The organism is Micromonospora sp. PRAS1 (genome assembly GCF_059553435.1).
Genome location: NZ_JCANNB010000005.1, coordinates 18,270 through 33,776 on the forward strand (window position 1 = coordinate 18,270; position 15,507 = coordinate 33,776).

The following is a 15,507-nucleotide window of genomic DNA, read 5'->3' on the forward strand; positions in this document are numbered from 1 at the left end:
GTTCGGGCTGCTCACGGGGTTAGTGTCCGAGTCGATCGCGAGTGAACGTCAGGGAGGTGGCACCGATGGAGAGCTACGTCAACAAGCGTCCGATGGCGCTGCCCGTTGCCGTCGCTGCGTTGTCGGCTGCCCAGACTGCCGTGGCTCCGCTGTCGGCCGTTCGGGCGACGACCGTCGCTGTTGCGCGACCGTGGGCTCCGCAGGCGCACCGGGTCGAGGTTCAGGCCGAGCTGATTCTCGCACCGACGCCGAACGGGCTCCAGGGGACCAGTGGCTTCACGGGCAAGGGCGTCGATGGCGCCAACAAGCGGATGGACGTCCGCGGTGTTCCACCTCGAGGTAGACCGGTCTGACCCCAGACCACCGGCTCACCTCGAGGCCGCGGAACCCGCATACCGGGATCCGCGGCCTCAGTTTTTTGCACCGCCGAGTAGTCGGACCGCGATCCACGAGATCGACATGAGAGAGAGGTGACCGGGAGATGAGTCTGGCGTTAGCCCCGCTCGACCTGAGCGTCGAGATGGAGGCGAACCTGCCCTGCCGGAAGTTCGACCCTGACCTGTGGTTCTCCGACTCACCCACCGAGCTGGAACTGGCCAAGTCGCTCTGCGGGGACTGCCCGCTGCGCGTCGAGTGCCTCGCCGGTGCGGTCGAGCGGGCCGAGCCCTGGGGCGTCTGGGGCGGCGAGATCTTCGAGCGTGGCGCGGTCGTCCCGCGCAAGCGGCCCCGGGGCCGCCCGCGCAAGGAGGACATCGCCCGGGACGCCGCGCTGCGGGTCGAGGCCGAGGCGCGGCTGGCGGCCAATGGCCTCACCGCGTCGCGCAGCGCCGTCCGGCTGGCTGCCTGACATGTTCCCGATCCGGACCAACCCCGCCGGTGGCACACCGGCGACGAGAGAGAGCTGACCACCATGTCGCACCTGCCGAACGGAGTCGTCGAGATGCACCTACTCCAAGAAGCGTTGTCGAGGGCTCGAATGCTCCGGCCTCAGGCCGGACGCACCACGAGCACTGAGGCAACCCGATCCGCCCGCACCGTCGCCATGGCCGGCCGCGCCCGGTCCGCCCGCGAGCTGGGCGTTCTGTAAGCAGCACCGCATCCGGTGGGCGGGGACCTACGTCCCCGCCCACCGACGTGTCCGGCGGCGCTCGGCTGACCGGCGAAGCTCAGCTGACCTGGGCGAAGCCGGGCAGCCAGCGTTCCAGGATGCCCCGGTACGGCGCCTCGGCCTCCAGTTGGCACAGCACGCCGATCGAGCCGAGCGTCACCCGGTGAATGAGCAGGTACGACGGCGGCAGGTTGAGCTGCCGACTGAACTGGTACGCGGGTGATCGCGGACTCGCCAGCCGGGTGGCCTCGCCGCGCAGCCAGGCCCGGGTGAACCGGAACTCGTCGACGGCGATCGGTTCCAGCATCGGGCGGAGGAAGTCCAGCAGCGCCTGGGCGTCAACCGGTTCGTCGGAGCTGACGAAACCCTCGGCCCGCAGCCCGGCCATCACCTCGTCGGCATCGCCGCGCAGGGCCAGCCCGGCGATCCGGCCGATCGGTTCCGGCGTACCCTCCGGCATCCGGGCGACCGCGCCGAAGTCGATCACGCCGAGCCGGCCGTCGGGAAGCAGCCGGAAGTTGCCCGGATGCGGGTCGGCGTGCAGCAGCCCGGCCCGGGCCGGCGCGGAGAGATGCAGAGTGGCCATCAACCGGCCCGCCTCGTTGCGCTGCTGCTCGCTGCCGTCCCGAATGATGTCGGCCAGCGGAGTGCCCTCGACCCACTCGGTCACCAGGACCCGGGGCGAGGCGGAGAAGACCGCCGGCACGAAGATCTCCGGATCGTCGGCGTACGCGGCGGCGAAGGCTCGCTGCGACTCGGCCTCCAACTCGTAGTCCAGTTCCTCGGTGATCCGTTCCCGTAGCTCGGCCAGCAGCGGCTTGACATCCAGCCCCGGCTGGATGGCCCGGAACATGCCGCCGAGCCGGGAGAGCTGCTTGAGATCGGCGAGCAGGGCGTCACCGGCACCGGGATACTGGATCTTGACGGCCACGTCCTGACCGGTGCCGTCCGGCATCCGCCACACCGCCCGGTGCACCTGGCCGATGCTTGCCGCCGCGGCGGGCGAGTCGTCGAAGGTCACGAACCGGTCCCGCCAGGCGGGGCCGAGCTGGCTGGCCAGCACCTTGTGCACGCTGGCGGCGGGCAGCGGCGGCGCGGCCTCCTGGAGCTTGGTCAGGGCCTGCCGGTAGGGCGCGGCGACCTCTTCCGGCAGCGCCGCCTCGAAGACCGAAAGCGCCTGACCGAACTTCATCGCCCCACCCTTGAGCTGGCCGAGGACGCTGAACAGCTGCTCGGCGGTGCGCTGCTGGATCTCCGCAGAGATCACGTCGGAGGCGAGCCCGGTGACGCGCTTTCCCATGCCGAGGACGGTCCGGCCGGCGAAGCCGAGCGGCAGAGCGGCGAGTTTGGCGGTGCGGGACACGGCCCGGCGCGGGATGTCGGTCACTTGGTCATTGTTACCGACTCGGCGTGCCTGCTGCTGCCGTGCGGCGGGGTCGGCCGTACTGCACCGTCCTGTCGCCGCAGCCGCAGCGCGGATGTGGCGGCCAGTGGCGGCGTCGCAGGTTGCCCGCCGTGACGATCTCGACCGCCCCGCCGAGGGTCTCCGGGGTGCCGCCGTCCAGTTGGCTGAGCGCCTCGCTCACCGCGTACCCGATGGCCGCCAGCTGGGTGCTCACGGCGCAGGTCGGGGTGGTCGGGGTGGCGGCGAGTTGGGCGGCGAGCACCGGCCAGTCGGGATCCCGGTCGGCCCGGTGCAGGTCGAGGCAGTGCAGGCAGGGGCCGGTCGGCGGACGGACCATCGGCCCGACCACCGGGATGCCCTCCCGCACGTCGAGCAGCAGATGTGGCCGGCGCCGCTGGGCGTAGGCCGTCGCCAGCAGCGCGGCTGGCCGATCGGCGCCGAGCAGGATCACCAGGTCAGGTCGGTGCCGGCGCAGCGGGCCGGTCCCGGTGCCGGCTGCCGTCCGGGCCACCGCCGCCCGGGCCGCCTCGCCGAGCGGACGCCCGATCTCGTCGGCCGCGATGCCGGTGCCGACCAGATCGACCGGACGGACCGGTCCGGGCAGGTCGGTATGGATGTGACCGACGCCGGCCTGGGCCAGGGCGACGGCGATGGCGGCGCCGAACGGGCCGCTGCCGGTGACCACCACCCGGGCGACCAGGCGACGCCGAAGCACCTGGGCCGGCGTGCCGGGCAGCCGGGCGGCGGCGAGCGCCAGCGCGCCGGCCTCGGCGGCGAGCCGAAGCCGTCGTGGTCCGGCGAGGTCCCGGGGAAAAAGTGTGTATGCCGGCACCACCAGCCCCGCGCGGCGCAGGGCGTCGAGCAGGGCCCGGGCGTGCTCGGCGGAGACCCCCGTGCGGGTCGCCCCGGCCAGTACGTGCCGTTCGCTGCGGGTGCCGTCGAGCAGGTCGAGCAGCCGGGTGGCGCGCGGGTCGGCGACCTCGACCAGGACGGCCCGCCCCTGATCGAGCCCGAGTTGCAGGGTGTGCCGGTTGCGCCAGAGCCGACTCAGCCCGGGCAGCAGCGTCGGTCGGGGAGACGGCGGGCGTTGCGTGGACGGCGACATGGCACGAACAGTGACCGATTCCATGCTGTCCGTCGATCGTTGTCCACAGGTGGGTGGCCCCAGATCCAGGGCTGTCCACAGGATTCGGCGAGATATCCACAACCAGCGGGTAACCAAGTCGGCTCTCCGACAGTGCCCGGAGACGTGGGACGGGGGTGGCCGCCGGCCACCCCCGTCCCACGGGACGCGAACGTCAGACCTTCGCCTTGCCCAGGATGCGGTTCACTGTTGTGCCGCACACCGGACACTTTCCCTTGGCCATGTTCATGCCGGTCTTGGAAACCTCGACATGGCCTTCGAAGTCCCGCTTCTCCTTACACTTGACGCAGTAACCGTTGTAGGTCTGGGCCTGGTCGGCCACGGTGTGCCTCCTCGTCTCGTCCGCCGGTCGGTACCCCTCCGGCGGGTTTCCCTGCGGCGGTCGCTCGCGCGTCCGGCGCCGGGCTTGCCGTGGCCACCCACGTGACCACTGGTTGGCGGACCCTACCCAGGTGCGGGCGGTTCCATGTCAGCTGCGCATTGCCACTGTGAGCAAGGCGACGTCGAGAGTGTGCACGCCTGACCGGCCCAGATCTGCCAGTTTGGCGGGGACACGCCGACTGAGAGTCGGTAAATCCGCTGGTCGTGACGCTTGAACCCCGGTCGGCACCCCCGACGGCGGCCATCGCTTGATGATCACCTAGGGTGTCGGCTGGCGCGGGTGTGACAGCTCGGCGGCCGACACGAAGGGTGATCGTGACGTCAATCGGTGGTCCGGCAAGAAATTTTTCGGGACTCCTGGCGACCAATCACCATTTTCCGGGCGCGTGTCGAGGGGTTGACCCTTGCGGACCCCTGGTCACACTGCATTAGCTTGCCAACGTGACAGCAAACCGAGGCTGCGCGGTCCACTGATGGCTGGGCCGCGGAAGCCGGTCGTCGAGGTACGGCGCAGCCAGCGCCGGCGACGCACGGTGTCCGCCTACCGCGACGGCGAACGGGTCGTCGTCCTCATCCCGGACCAGTTCTCCCGGGCCGAGGAGAGCGAGTGGGTCGATCGGATGCTCGCCCGGCTCGCCGCCCGGGAGGGGCGCCTGACCCGCTCGGACGCGGGCCTGTTGGAGCGGGCCGCCCGGCTGATCAAGCTCTACCTGACCGATTACGGCGACCAGGCCCTGCCGATCAGCGTCCGGTGGGTGAACAACCAGAACGGCCGATGGGGCTCCTGCACTCCCGCGGACCGTTCGATCCGGCTCTCGCACCGGATCCAGGAGATGCCCGATTGGGTGATCGACTACGTGCTGCTGCACGAACTCGTCCACCTCATCGTGCCCAGCCACAACGCCCAGTTCTGGGCCCTGGTCGGCCGATATCCGAAGACCGAACGCGCGCGGGGTTACCTGGAGGGTGTGGCGGCGGTTTCCGGCCCGCCCTGAGCGGCCCGCGCACCACGAGCTGACCGGATGTCCGGCGGGCGTAGGGTCGACGGATGGCCGTACGTGTGGTGGTGGCGTTGCTCGCGCCGGTCGGTTGGGCACCGCCCGGCGTCGACCCGGTCCAGTGGCGGACGGCGCTCGCCGAGGACGTGGTGGACCTGCTCACCACGCTCAACCAGGTGGAGACCGCGGTGGCGGTCACCCCGGCCGACCGGTGGCTGGCCGACGCGGTGATCTGGCCCGGCATGGCGGTGCACGAGGTGCCCGAGCCGACCCCGAACGCGGTGTTCGCGGCGACGGAAGGCCGGTACGAGCAGGTTGCGGTGGTTGCCGGGGACGCACCCGACCTGCCCGGTCTCACGGTCGGAAAGCTGCTGCGCCCGCTGACCAGCCGCCCGGTCGCGGTCGCACCGGTCGAGGGCGGTCTGCCGGGGCTGCTGGGGGTGGCGGCCCGGTTGCCCGTACCGCAGTGGCTGCCGACGTTGGACATGGAGGCCGCGGTGCCCGCGGCCGTGCGCGCGGTGGCACCCCGCCCGGGTGACCTGGCCGTGACGCCGTCCTGGCACCGGCTGCGCGGGCCGGCGGACCTGGCCCGGCTCGACCCGGCCCTGGGCGGGTGGGAGAACACCCGCGCCCTGCTCTCCGGGACCGGCCGGCCCGGCTGAGCCGAGGGCAACGGTCGCCGCCGGTCCGTCGGCGGCGGCCGTTGCGATCCAGCGACCGGATCAGGAGCGCTGCTCGCCGCCGTCGCCGTCGTCGCGGCGGTCCGGCTCGCCCGGAGCCTGCTCCGATGGCCCGGCCGAAGGCCCACCCGGAGCCTTCTCCTCCGGCCCGCCCGGCGCGGAGAAGTCGAAGTTCTCCAGCTCGGTCATCAGGTCGGTGTCGGCCATCGCGAAGGCCACCGGGTCGGCGAAGTCATCGTCGGAGGGAAGCAGGTCCGGGTGCCCCCAGAGCGCGTCCCGACCGGAGATGCCCCGATGCTCGGTGAGCGCCGCCCAGAGCGCGGCGGCCTCCCGCAGCCGGCGCGGACGCAGTTCCAGGCCGACCAGCGCGGCGAAGGTCTGTTCGGCCGGACCACCGGCGGCCCGGCGACGGCGGAACGCCTCGCCCAGCGCCACCACGTTCGGCAGCCGGCCGGCCGCCGCCCCGTCGACCACGTGGCAGACCCAGCCCTCCACCAGGGCGAGGGCGGTCTCCAACCGGGCCAGGGAGGCCTTCTGCGTCGGGCTGTCCTCCGGCGTGAAGATGCCCTCCAGGGCGATCGCCTGCATCGACTCCGGGTCGGTCGGGTCGACCCGGCCCATCGCCTCCTCGATCGCCTCCCGGTTCACCCGGATGCCCGCCGCATACGTCTCCACGGCGCTCAGCACATGCCCGCGCAGCCATGGGACGTGCTCGAACAGCCGCTGGTGCGCCGCCTCGCGCAGGGCCACGTAGAGGCGTACCTCATCCTCGGGGAGTTCCAGGCCCTCGCCGTAACTGCGGATGTTGGCCGGGATCAACGCGGCCGTGCCGGCCGGACCGAGCGGTAGGCCGATGTCGCCCGCCGAGAGCACCTCCGCAGCGAGCGAGCCGAGCGCCTGGCCGAGCTGGCCGCCGAAGAGCGCACCGCCGAGGGTGGCCACCATCGACTGCATCGGGCCGAGCTGGGCGCGCGCCTCCGGCGGCACGAGGTCGCCCATCGCCCCGACCATCCGGCTGGCCACCGGGTCACAGAGCTTGCGCCAGACGTCGAGGGTCTTGAAGATCCACTCGTTCCGGTTCCAGGCCACCGCGGTCCGGATGCCCGAGGGCAGCGCGGAGGCCGGCTCCAGCCAGAGATCGGCGATGCGCAGCGCCTCCTCGACCGCGTTGCGCTCGTACGGCGAGACCGCCGGATCGCCGGCCGCGGCGAGCTGGCTGGCCGCGACCTGGCGGGCGAGGTCCCAGTTGACCGGCCCGCTCCCCGGCGCGGAGAGCAGGTGCTGCAACTGCGACATGAACTGCTGCATCTGCGCGGGGTCGTTGGGGTCGGGCGGCTGCCCACCCGGTAGCGCGAAACCGAACGGAATATCAGGCACGACGTCTACGGTACGCGGGCAGCGCCCCAGGTCGCCGCTGCCGCGGTTGCGCTGAGGGCGAAGTCGTGGTCGTGCCGACCGGGCGATCTCGCCCGGATCGGTACGCTCTGCCGCATGAGACGTCGCGGCGTGACCGTCCTGCTCGGTGCTCTGCTCACCGCTCTGCTCAGCATCGGGGTGCTCGGCGCGCCCGTCCCGTACGTGGTGCTCGGTCCCGGTCCGACGGTCGACACGCTGGGCCAGGAGGACGGCAAGGAGGTGATCCAGGTCACCGGCCGGGAGACCTCCACCTCCGCCGGTCAACTGCGGCTGACCACCGTCGGTGTGCAGCCCAGCGTCAAGCTCCGCGCGGCGATCCAGGGCTGGCTCTCCGACGACCAGGCGGTGGTGCCGCGTGAGCTGGTCTACCCACCGGGGGAGACCCGGGAAGAGGTCGAACAGCGCAACGCCGAGGACTTCCAGGTCTCGCAGACCAGCGCGGAGACCGCCGCGCTGCGCGAGTTGGGGTACGAGGTGCAGGTGGTGGTCAAGACGGTGGCCGCCGACGGTCCGGCGGCCGGCGTGCTCCAGCCGGGCGACGTGGTGACCTCGGTGGACGGGGAGCCGGTGCCGCTCGCGGCCCGACTGACCGAGTTGATCCGGTCAAAGCCGGCGGGCACGGCGCTGCGGATCGGCTACACCCGCGACGGCGCCGCCCGAACCGGCACCATCACCAGTCGCGAGCAGGACGGCCGGCCCCGCATCGGCATCGAGATCGAACAGCAGCAGCCACACCCGTTCACGCTCTCCTTCGACCTGAAGGACATCGGTGGCCCGAGCGCCGGGCTGATGTTCGCCCTGGGGATCATCGACAAGCTGACCCCGGACGATCTCACCGGCGGCCGGGTCATCGCGGGCACCGGCACCATCGACGACACCGGTCGGGTCGGCCCGATCGGCGGCATCCCGCAGAAGCTGGTCGGGGCGAAGCAGGCCGGCGCGACGGTCTTCCTGGTGCCGGCGGCCAACTGCGCCGAGGCGGTACGCAACCGGCAGCCCGATCTGCCGTTGGTGAAGGTGGGCTCGCTCGACGAGGCGCTGGCGGCACTGGAGACCCTGCGTTCCGGCGGCGAACCGACCCACTGCTGATTCCCGGCGACACCTTGGGCGGACGCTCTCAGAAACACCCCGTACTCTGGGTGCCTGGTCGGAGCCGATCATATCGAGCGTGCGGAGCCAACAGTGGTCATGCGTAGCAGCAGCCCCCTGCCAAGGATGAGCCGACGCGGACGCGTCACGATCGGTGTCCTGATCGGGGTGTTCGTCCTCTTCACCCTGCTCGGCTGGGGTGTTCAGGCCTGGACGGACTGGCTCTGGTTCTCCGAGGTCGACTACACCGGCGTATTCCGTGGCGTGCTCGTCACCCGGCTGCTGCTCTTCCTGGCCGCCGCGCTGGCGATGGCGGCGATCGTGGGCGGCAACCTCTGGCTCGCGCAGCGACTGCGCCCCCGCAACCGGCCGCACTCACCCGAGCAGGCGACCCTGGAGCGGTACCGGATGCTGCTCGGTCCCCGGCTCGGGCTCTGGATCGTGGCGGCCGCCACGATCGTCGGTCTCTTCGCCGGGCTGTCGGCGCAGAGCCGCTGGAACCAGTGGCTGCTCTTCCTGCACGGCGGCGAGTTCGGCGTCAACGACCCGGAGTTCGGCACCGACGTCGGCTTCTACGTCTTCCAGTTGCCGTTCTGGCGGTTCCTGCTCGGCCTCGGCTTCACCGCGGTGGTGCTGGCCCTGATCGGCTCGCTGGCCATGCACTACCTCTTCGGCGGGGTGCGCCTACAGGGCGTCGGTGACCGGATGAGCAACGCCGCCCGCGCCCACCTGAGTTCGCTGGTCGCCGTCTTCGTCCTGCTCAAGGCGGTCGCGTACGTGCTGGACCGGCGCTCGATGCTGCTTGAGTACAACGACGGCGTGGGCGTTTACGGCGCCGGGTACGCCGACATCAACGCGCTGCTGCCGGCCAAGGAGATCCTGGCCTACATCTCCGTGGTGGTGGCGATCGCGATCATCGTGTTCTCCAACGCCTGGATGCGGAACCTGGTCTGGCCGGGGATCTCCCTGGCGCTGCTCGGCGTGTCGGCGGTGGCGATCGGCGGCATCTACCCCTGGGCGGTGCAGACCTTCGAGGTCAAGCCCAGCGCCCGGGACAAGGAAGCGCCGTACATCGAGCGCAGCATCGAGGCGACCCGCGCGGCGTACGGGCTGGACATCGCCAAGCATTCGGCGTACGCGGCGAGCAACCTGACCCCGCAGGAGAGCCTGGCCACCGACACCGCGGTGGTGCCGAACGCCCGGCTGCTCGATCCGCAGCTGGTGAGCGAGACCTACACCCAGCTCCAGCAGGTCCGTGGCTTCTACGACTTCGGTCCGAAGCTCGACATCGACAGGTACACGGTCGACGGCAAGACCCAGGACTACGTGGTCGGCGTACGTGAGATCAACTACAGCGAGCTGACCGCACAGCAGAGCAACTGGATCAACCGGCACACCGTCTACACCCACGGCTACGGGGTGGTCGCCGCCCCCGCGAACCGGGTGGTCTGCGGTGGCCAGCCGTTCTTCGTCTCCGGCTTCCTCGGCGAGCGGTCGCAGGAGTCCTGCTCCTCGCCCACCGACCTGATCCCGGCGAACCAGCCCCGGATCTACTACGGCGAGCGGATGACGGAGGGCGACTACGCGATCGTCGGCAAGCCCAACGCGGACGCCAACCCGGCCGAGTTCGACAGGCCCGCCGGCGAGAGCGGCGAGGGGCGCGAGTCGTACTACACCTACACCGGCGAGGGCGGCGTCGAGATCGGGTCGTTCACCCGCCGACTGCTCTACTCGATCAAGGAGCAGGAGGCGAACTTCCTGCTCTCCGAGGCGGTCAACGAGAACTCCAAGCTGCTCTACGTGCGTAACCCCCGGGACCGGGTGGAGAAGGTCGCCCCGTTCCTCACCCTCGACGGCGACCCGTACCCGGCGATCGTGGACGGCCGGGTGCAGTGGATCGTGGACGGCTACACCACCGCCGCCACTTTCCCCTACGCCGAGCGGGTCAACCTCCAGCAGGAGACCACCGACGAGCTGACCGGCCGGGGCACCATCCAGCTGGCCCGGGAGAACGTCAACTACATCCGCAACTCGGTGAAGGCGACAGTCGACGCGTACGACGGCACGGTCACCCTCTACGAGTTCGACGAGAACGACCCGGTGCTCAAGGCGTGGAACAAGGCGTTCGGCGGTGACCTGATCAAGCCGCGCGCGGAGATCCCGCCGTCGCTGGTCGAGCACTTCCGCTACCCGGCCGACCTGTTCAAGGTGCAGCGCAACCTGCTCACCCGGTTCCACGTCACCAACCCGGGTGACTTCTACTCCGGTCAGGACTTCTGGCAGGTGCCGAACGTGCCGGACGCGCCGGACAGCGGAGTGAAGCAGCCGCCGTACTACCTCTACACCCAGTTCCCGGAGCAGGAGGAGCCGCGTTTCCAGCTGACCAGCGCGGTCACCCCGAACGGGAGGCAGAACCTGGCCGCCCTGATCTCCGGGTCGTACGAGGACGGCAAGCCGACGTTGCAGGTGCTGGAGCTGCCCGACCAGACCCGTGTCTCGGGTCCGGTCCAGGTGCACCAACAGATGACCAACAACGCCAACATCCGGCAGCAGCTGAACCTGCTCTCCTCGAACCAGGCCCAGGTGCAGTACGGCAACCTGCTCTCGCTGCCCTTCGGCAACGGCATGCTCTACGTTGAGCCGGTCTACGTGAAGAGCAACCAGCAGGACGCGTACCCGCTGTTGCAGAAGGTGCTGCTGTCGTACGGCGACGGTGGTTCGTTCGTGGTGCTGGCCGACAACCCGGCCGACGGCATCAAGCAGCTCGTCGAGCAGGGCAAGCGGGCCGCCGCCGGCAATCCGCCGCCGGCCACCGAGGAACCGCCGGCCGACGGTGAGGAGCCACCGGCCTCGCCACCCGCCTCGCCGCCGGCGACCGAGGCGCCGCCGCTCACCGGCGAGCTGGGGGCGGCCGCGAACCAGGTGCAGGCCGCGATCACGGAGGTGCGGGCCGCGCAGGCGTCCGGTGACTTCGAGCGGTACGGTCGCGCGCTGAAGGCGCTGGACGAGGCGCTCACCGCGTTCCAGCAGGCTCAGCAGGCGGCCGGGGGCACTGCGTCGACACCGGCGCCGACCGGCAGCCCGTCACCGAGCGGCTGACGTTCCAACCGAGAAGGGCCTGCGGCCCGGCGATCCCCGGTCGCCGCCGCGGGCCCTTTTCTCTTGGTCGGTCAGGCGCGGTCCAGGCCGTTCCCCGGGTCGTTTTGCAGCGGCCCGGGGTGGTGCGCTACGGTGGATCTACCGACGCGGGGTGGAGCAGCTCGGTAGCTCGCTGGGCTCATAACCCAGAGGTCGCAGGTTCAAATCCTGTCCCCGCTACCACCGCAGAACGGCCCCGGACGAGTCCGGGGCCGTTCTCTTGTTCGTGGCCCATGTTGGTGGCTCTTGTTCGTGGCCCATGTTGGTGGCCCGTGTTCTGTGGCCCGAATGCCTTCGACAGGCGTCTGCGTGCCTGCCAGTGGCGCTTCCGGAGCGAAACGGGTGGGGCGGATGAGAGGGCGGCGGAGGGTGGGGTAAGGTTGTTTCTACCGACGCGGGGTGGAGCAGCTCGGTAGCTCGCTGGGCTCATAACCCAGAGGTCGCAGGTTCAAATCCTGTCCCCGCTACTGCCAGACCAGAGGCCCCGGATTCGTCCGGGGCCTCTGGTCGTTTCCGGACCCGGGCCCCGATCGTCGTCGTGGGGTTGTCCGGGTCGGCGAGGATGGGCCCATGTCTTCCTTCGGCAAATGGTGGGGGCGGCTCGGCACGCTCCTGGGCACGGTCGTGTTGTCGCTGTACGTGCCGGTCGCCGCGTGGGCCTCCACCGGCACCGGGGAGTTGGTGGTCGAGGCCGCCCGGCGGCGGGGGCGTGGTTTCGGCTTCTTCGGTTTCCTGAGCCTGCTCTGCTGCCTGCTGGTGGTGGGCGTGATCGTCCTTCTGGTGATCCGGATGACCCGCGGTCGTCGACGCTGACGCGCTCCGGCAAGTCGACGAGGGGCACTTCCTCGCCCCCCGGTTGGGGGTGGTGTACTTGTCGCCGTGGAACTTCTGCACTCGGGCAAGGTGAGGGACGTCTACGCCGACGGGGACGATCTGATCCTGGTCGCCTCGGACCGCGTCTCCGTCTACGACGTGGTGCTGCCCACTCCGATCCCGGACAAGGGCAAGCTGCTCACCGCGCTGTCGCTGTGGTGGTTCGAGCAGTTGGCGGACCTGGTGCCCAACCATGTCATCTCCACCGACGTGCCGGCGGAGTACGCCGGCCGGGCGATCCGTTGCCGCCGGCTGGAGATGGTTCCGGTCGAGTGCGTCGCCCGGGGTTACCTGACCGGCGGGGGCCTGAAGGAGTACGAGAGCACCGGCGCGGTTTCCGGCGTCGAACTGCCGCGTGGCCTGGTCGAGGCGGCCATCCTGCCGGAGCCGATCTTCACCCCGTCGACCAAGGCGCCGGTGGGTGAGCACGACCAGCCGATGACCTACGCCGAGGCGGTCGACAAGGTCGGTGCGGAGACCGCCGAGCGGCTGCGGCGGGTCACCATCGACGTCTACTGCCGGGGTGCCGAACTCGCCGCCGACCGGGGCATCCTGGTCGCCGATACCAAGATCGAGCTGGGCTGGGCGGCCGACGGCACCCTGGTCCTCGGTGACGAGGTGCTCACCCCGGACTCGTCCCGGTTCTGGCCGGCCGAGTCGTACCAGCCGGGCCGGGCGCAGTTCTCCTACGACAAGCAGCACGTGCGGGACTGGGCGATTGCCAGCGGCTGGGACCGGCGGGAGCCCGCCCCCGAGGTGCCCGCCGAGGTGGTGGACGCCACCCGAGCCCGCTACATCGAGGTCTACGAGAAGCTCACCGGCGAGCGCTGGGACTGACCCCACCGACGGGCTCGTCCACCGGCCCGACCGCGCCCGCTCAGTCCTGCCGGTGCCGACCGATGTGCTGCTCGGTGGGGACGGTCGCGGTGATGATGCGTACCGTGGTGCCGGCGGAGCCGGTCTCGACCTCCATCGCATCGGTCAGCTCGCGGGCCAGCCAGAGCCCCCAGCCGCCGGCCGTGTCCGGTGCCGGCCGGTTGCGGTTGTCGAGGCGCTGCACGCTGATGCCCGTGCCGTGGTCGGAGACCTCGCAGAGCACCAGCCCGGGTTCCTGCCACAACCGCAGCCAGCCCTGACCGCCACCGTGCCGCACGGCGTTGGTGATCAGCTCGTTGACGGCGAGCACGAAGTCGTCGAGGCGATCGCCGAGCAGTCCGGCGGAGCGCGCGCAGGAGGTGACCGAGTGTCGAAGCTCGGTCACCTGGGCCTGGTCGAAGGCGTCGGCGATCAGGAGGGCGTTTTCGATGGGCACCACCGTACGCGGTCTGCGGGGTTGTGCGTTCGTCATGGCCCCGTCCCGACAGAGATCACGGAGGTTTACGCGGCATTTCCCACCGTACGTCAGGATTCGCTCGACCGCTCGTCCGAGGGGTGCCGGAACGGCCTGTGGCATCGTGACGCACGTGTCCGTGCCCGGTGGTTTCGAGGTCCCGCTCTGGCGGGCCGTCGCGGTGTACCGGGTGGCCTCCCTGGCGTACGTCTGCGTGGTGGTGGCCCGGGACGCGGACCGGTACGCGCACCCGCTCGCCGCCGGCGCGCTGGTGCTGGTGATGGCGGTCTGGACCGCCGTCACCGCGGTCAACTACGCCGTGCCGGCCCGGCGCGGCTGGCCGCTGCTGCTGGCCGATCTGGCGGTCGTCCTGGCGATCCTGCTGGTCACCCCCGCGGTGATGGGCCGCGCCGCGCTCGCCGCCGGCCTGCCGACCCTGGCGGTGGCCTGGCTGGGCGGACCGGTGCTCGCCTGGGCCGTCTGCGGCGGGCGACGCCGTGGCGTGACGGCGGCGCTCGTGCTCGGCGCGGCCGACCTCGTGACGCGGGGCATGCTCACCCCGAGCGCGCTCAACGGCGCGATCCTCATGCTGCTCGCCGGCGTGGTCGTCGGGCACGTCGCCCGGTTGGCGGTGACCGCCGAGGAACGGTTGCAGCGGGCGGTCGAGTTGGAGGCCGCCAACCGGGAGCGGGAGCGGCTGGCCCGCGACATCCACGACTCGGTGCTCCAGGTGCTCGCCCTGGTGCAGCGGCGTGGTGCCCGCCTCGACGGCGAGGCGGGGGAACTGGCCCGGCTGGCCGGCGAGCAGGAGGCGGCGCTACGCGCGCTGATCTCCGGGACCGGGCCGGCCCCGGCCGGTGCCGCCGACGACCCGGTGGACCTGCGTGGGCTGCTCGGCCGGTACGCCTCGGCCACCGTGTCGCTCTCCGCCCCGGCCACTGCGGTGCCGCTGCCTCCGACGGTCGCCCGCGAACTGGCCGCCGCTACCGGCGCGGCCCTGGACAACGCGGCCCGGCACGGCGGCGGACGCGCCTGGATACTTGTCGAGGACGAAGGTTCGACGGTCACCGTCTCGATCCGTGACGAGGGACCCGGCTTCGCACCGGAGCGGCTCACCGAGGCCGCGGCCCAGGGGCGGCTCGGCGTGACCCAGGCGATCCGGGGACGCCTGACGGACCTCGGCGGCACCGCCCAGATCAGTTCCACCCCGGGCAGCGGTACCGAGGTGGAACTCACCGTGCCGAGGAGACGACAATGAGCGGCGTACGGGTAATGGTGGTCGACGACCACCCGATGTGGCGGGAGGGCGTGGCCCGCGACCTCACCGAGGCCGGTTACCAGGTGGTGGCCAGCTGCGGGGAGGGCCGCCAGGCGGTCCGGGTGGTCGCCGCCACCGTGCCCGACGTGGTGGTGCTCGACCTGCAACTGCCGGACATCTCCGGGGTGGAGGTGATCCGGGGCCTGCGCGCGGCCCGCCCCGATCTCCGGGTGCTCATGCTCTCGGCCAGCGGCGAGGAGCAGGACGTGCTGGAGGCGATGAAGGCCGGTGCCACCGGCTACCTGTTGAAGTCCGCCGCGCTGGCGGAGTTCCTGGCGGCGGTGCGCCGGACCGCCGCCGGGGAGCCGGTCTTCACGCCCGGACTGGCCGGGCTGGTCCTCGGTGAGTACCGCCGGCTGGCCGCCGGGCAGCGCGAAGCGGGCGGGACCGGTTCGGCGGCACCCCGGCTCACCGAACGGGAGACCGAGGTGCTGCGGCTGGTGGCGAAGGGGATGTCGTACAAGCAGATCGCCGAACGGCTCGGCCTGTCCCACCGGACGGTGCAGAACCACGTGCAGCACACGCTCGGCAAACTCCAACTGCACAACCGGGTCGAACTCACCCGGTACGCGATCGAACGCGGCCTCGACGACTGAGCGGGACCGCCGAGCGGTCCCGCTGAGCCGG

Annotated in this window: 15 protein-coding genes and 2 tRNA genes; 12 read left to right on the plus strand and 5 right to left on the minus strand. The window is 71.3% G+C overall.

Features of this window, described 5'->3' with window-relative positions; translation table 11 throughout:
* Positions 1-65 precede the first annotated feature (65 nt).
* Positions 66-353, plus strand: coding sequence for a hypothetical protein (locus AC507J_RS06670; RefSeq protein ID WP_496288187.1), 288 nt, complete (start codon positions 66-68; stop codon positions 351-353).
* Between the two features lie 128 nt (positions 354-481).
* Positions 482-847, plus strand: a complete 366-nt coding sequence (locus AC507J_RS06675; protein WP_496288188.1) for a WhiB family transcriptional regulator — start codon at positions 482-484, stop codon at positions 845-847.
* Between the two features lie 319 nt (positions 848-1,166).
* On the opposite strand, the gene AC507J_RS06680 is transcribed toward AC507J_RS06675, so the two are convergent.
* The 3 genes from AC507J_RS06680 to AC507J_RS06690 form a co-directional block, all read right to left on the minus strand.
* Positions 1,167-2,495, minus strand: coding sequence for an ABC1 kinase family protein (locus AC507J_RS06680; protein ID WP_496288189.1), 1,329 nt, complete (start codon positions 2,493-2,495; stop codon positions 1,167-1,169).
* Between the two features lie 10 nt (positions 2,496-2,505).
* A complete protein-coding gene (locus tag AC507J_RS06685) occupies positions 2,506-3,618 on the minus strand; it encodes a TOMM precursor leader peptide-binding protein (RefSeq protein WP_496288190.1) in 1,113 nt (370 codons plus the stop codon).
* A gap of 193 nt (positions 3,619-3,811) precedes the next feature.
* Entirely contained in the window at positions 3,812-3,979 is a 168-nt protein-coding gene (locus tag AC507J_RS06690; RefSeq protein WP_007464795.1) for a DUF5679 domain-containing protein, read from the minus strand.
* A 532-nt stretch (positions 3,980-4,511) separates the two neighbouring features.
* Between AC507J_RS06690 and AC507J_RS06695 the strand changes: the two genes are divergently transcribed.
* Complete coding sequence (locus AC507J_RS06695) at positions 4,512-5,033, plus strand: M48 metallopeptidase family protein (protein WP_496288191.1); 522 nt, start codon at positions 4,512-4,514, stop codon at positions 5,031-5,033.
* 53 nt (positions 5,034-5,086) lie between these two features.
* Entirely contained in the window at positions 5,087-5,698 is a 612-nt protein-coding gene (locus AC507J_RS06700) for a hypothetical protein (protein WP_496288192.1), read from the plus strand.
* A gap of 60 nt (positions 5,699-5,758) precedes the next feature.
* On the opposite strand, the gene AC507J_RS06705 is transcribed toward AC507J_RS06700, so the two are convergent.
* Entirely contained in the window at positions 5,759-7,093 is a 1,335-nt protein-coding gene (locus AC507J_RS06705; RefSeq protein WP_496288193.1) for a zinc-dependent metalloprotease, read from the minus strand.
* A gap of 114 nt (positions 7,094-7,207) precedes the next feature.
* Between AC507J_RS06705 and AC507J_RS06710 the strand changes: the two genes are divergently transcribed.
* The 6 genes from AC507J_RS06710 (at position 7,208) to AC507J_RS06735 (ending at position 13,069) form a co-directional block, all read left to right on the plus strand.
* Positions 7,208-8,221: a YlbL family protein gene (locus AC507J_RS06710; protein ID WP_496288194.1), complete on the plus strand. Its 1,014-nt coding sequence runs from the start codon at positions 7,208-7,210 to the stop codon at positions 8,219-8,221.
* A 99-nt stretch (positions 8,222-8,320) separates the two neighbouring features.
* Positions 8,321-11,320: a UPF0182 family membrane protein gene (locus tag AC507J_RS06715; RefSeq protein WP_496288195.1), complete on the plus strand. Its 3,000-nt coding sequence runs from the start codon at positions 8,321-8,323 to the stop codon at positions 11,318-11,320.
* A 145-nt stretch (positions 11,321-11,465) separates the two neighbouring features.
* A tRNA-Met gene (locus AC507J_RS06720) sits at positions 11,466-11,542 on the plus strand.
* A 210-nt stretch (positions 11,543-11,752) separates the two neighbouring features.
* A tRNA-Met gene (locus AC507J_RS06725) sits at positions 11,753-11,826 on the plus strand.
* A 103-nt stretch (positions 11,827-11,929) separates the two neighbouring features.
* Positions 11,930-12,172, plus strand: coding sequence for a hypothetical protein (locus tag AC507J_RS06730; RefSeq protein WP_341717482.1), 243 nt, complete (start codon positions 11,930-11,932; stop codon positions 12,170-12,172).
* A 66-nt stretch (positions 12,173-12,238) separates the two neighbouring features.
* Positions 12,239-13,069, plus strand: a complete 831-nt coding sequence (locus AC507J_RS06735; protein WP_496288196.1) for a phosphoribosylaminoimidazolesuccinocarboxamide synthase — start codon at positions 12,239-12,241, stop codon at positions 13,067-13,069.
* A gap of 40 nt (positions 13,070-13,109) precedes the next feature.
* Here AC507J_RS06735 and AC507J_RS06740 read toward each other — a convergent pair whose 3' ends face one another.
* On the minus strand, positions 13,110-13,580 hold the full coding sequence (locus tag AC507J_RS06740) for an ATP-binding protein (RefSeq protein ID WP_496288197.1): 471 nt from the start codon (positions 13,578-13,580) through the stop codon (positions 13,110-13,112).
* Between the two features lie 115 nt (positions 13,581-13,695).
* Here AC507J_RS06740 and macS point away from each other — a divergent pair, with 115 nt between their 5' ends.
* Positions 13,696-14,820, plus strand: a complete 1,125-nt coding sequence (gene macS, locus AC507J_RS06745; protein WP_496288198.1) for a MacS family sensor histidine kinase — start codon at positions 13,696-13,698, stop codon at positions 14,818-14,820.
* Positions 14,817-15,476 (plus strand): response regulator, encoded by a 660-nt coding sequence (locus AC507J_RS06750; protein WP_496288199.1) that lies wholly within the window; start codon positions 14,817-14,819, stop codon positions 15,474-15,476. Before macS ends, AC507J_RS06750 begins: the two co-directional genes overlap by 4 nt.
* The last annotated feature ends 31 nt before the right edge of the window (positions 15,477-15,507 follow it).

Coding starts and splice junctions, on each gene's coding strand:
- AC507J_RS06670 (WP_496288187.1), top strand. CDS start 66: ATGGAGAGCTACGTCAACAAGCGTCCGATGGCGCTGCCCGTTGCCGTC.
- AC507J_RS06675 (WP_496288188.1), top strand. CDS start 482: ATGAGTCTGGCGTTAGCCCCGCTCGACCTGAGCGTCGAGATGGAGGCG.
- AC507J_RS06685 (WP_496288190.1), bottom strand. CDS start 3,618: ATGTCGCCGTCCACGCAACGCCCGCCGTCTCCCCGACCGACGCTGCTG.
- AC507J_RS06695 (WP_496288191.1), top strand. CDS start 4,512: ATGGCTGGGCCGCGGAAGCCGGTCGTCGAGGTACGGCGCAGCCAGCGC.
- AC507J_RS06700 (WP_496288192.1), top strand. CDS start 5,087: ATGGCCGTACGTGTGGTGGTGGCGTTGCTCGCGCCGGTCGGTTGGGCA.
- AC507J_RS06710 (WP_496288194.1), top strand. CDS start 7,208: ATGAGACGTCGCGGCGTGACCGTCCTGCTCGGTGCTCTGCTCACCGCT.
- AC507J_RS06715 (WP_496288195.1), top strand. CDS start 8,321: ATGCGTAGCAGCAGCCCCCTGCCAAGGATGAGCCGACGCGGACGCGTC.
- AC507J_RS06730 (WP_341717482.1), top strand. CDS start 11,930: ATGTCTTCCTTCGGCAAATGGTGGGGGCGGCTCGGCACGCTCCTGGGC.
- AC507J_RS06740 (WP_496288197.1), bottom strand. CDS start 13,580: ATGACGAACGCACAACCCCGCAGACCGCGTACGGTGGTGCCCATCGAA.
- AC507J_RS06750 (WP_496288199.1), top strand. CDS start 14,817: ATGAGCGGCGTACGGGTAATGGTGGTCGACGACCACCCGATGTGGCGG.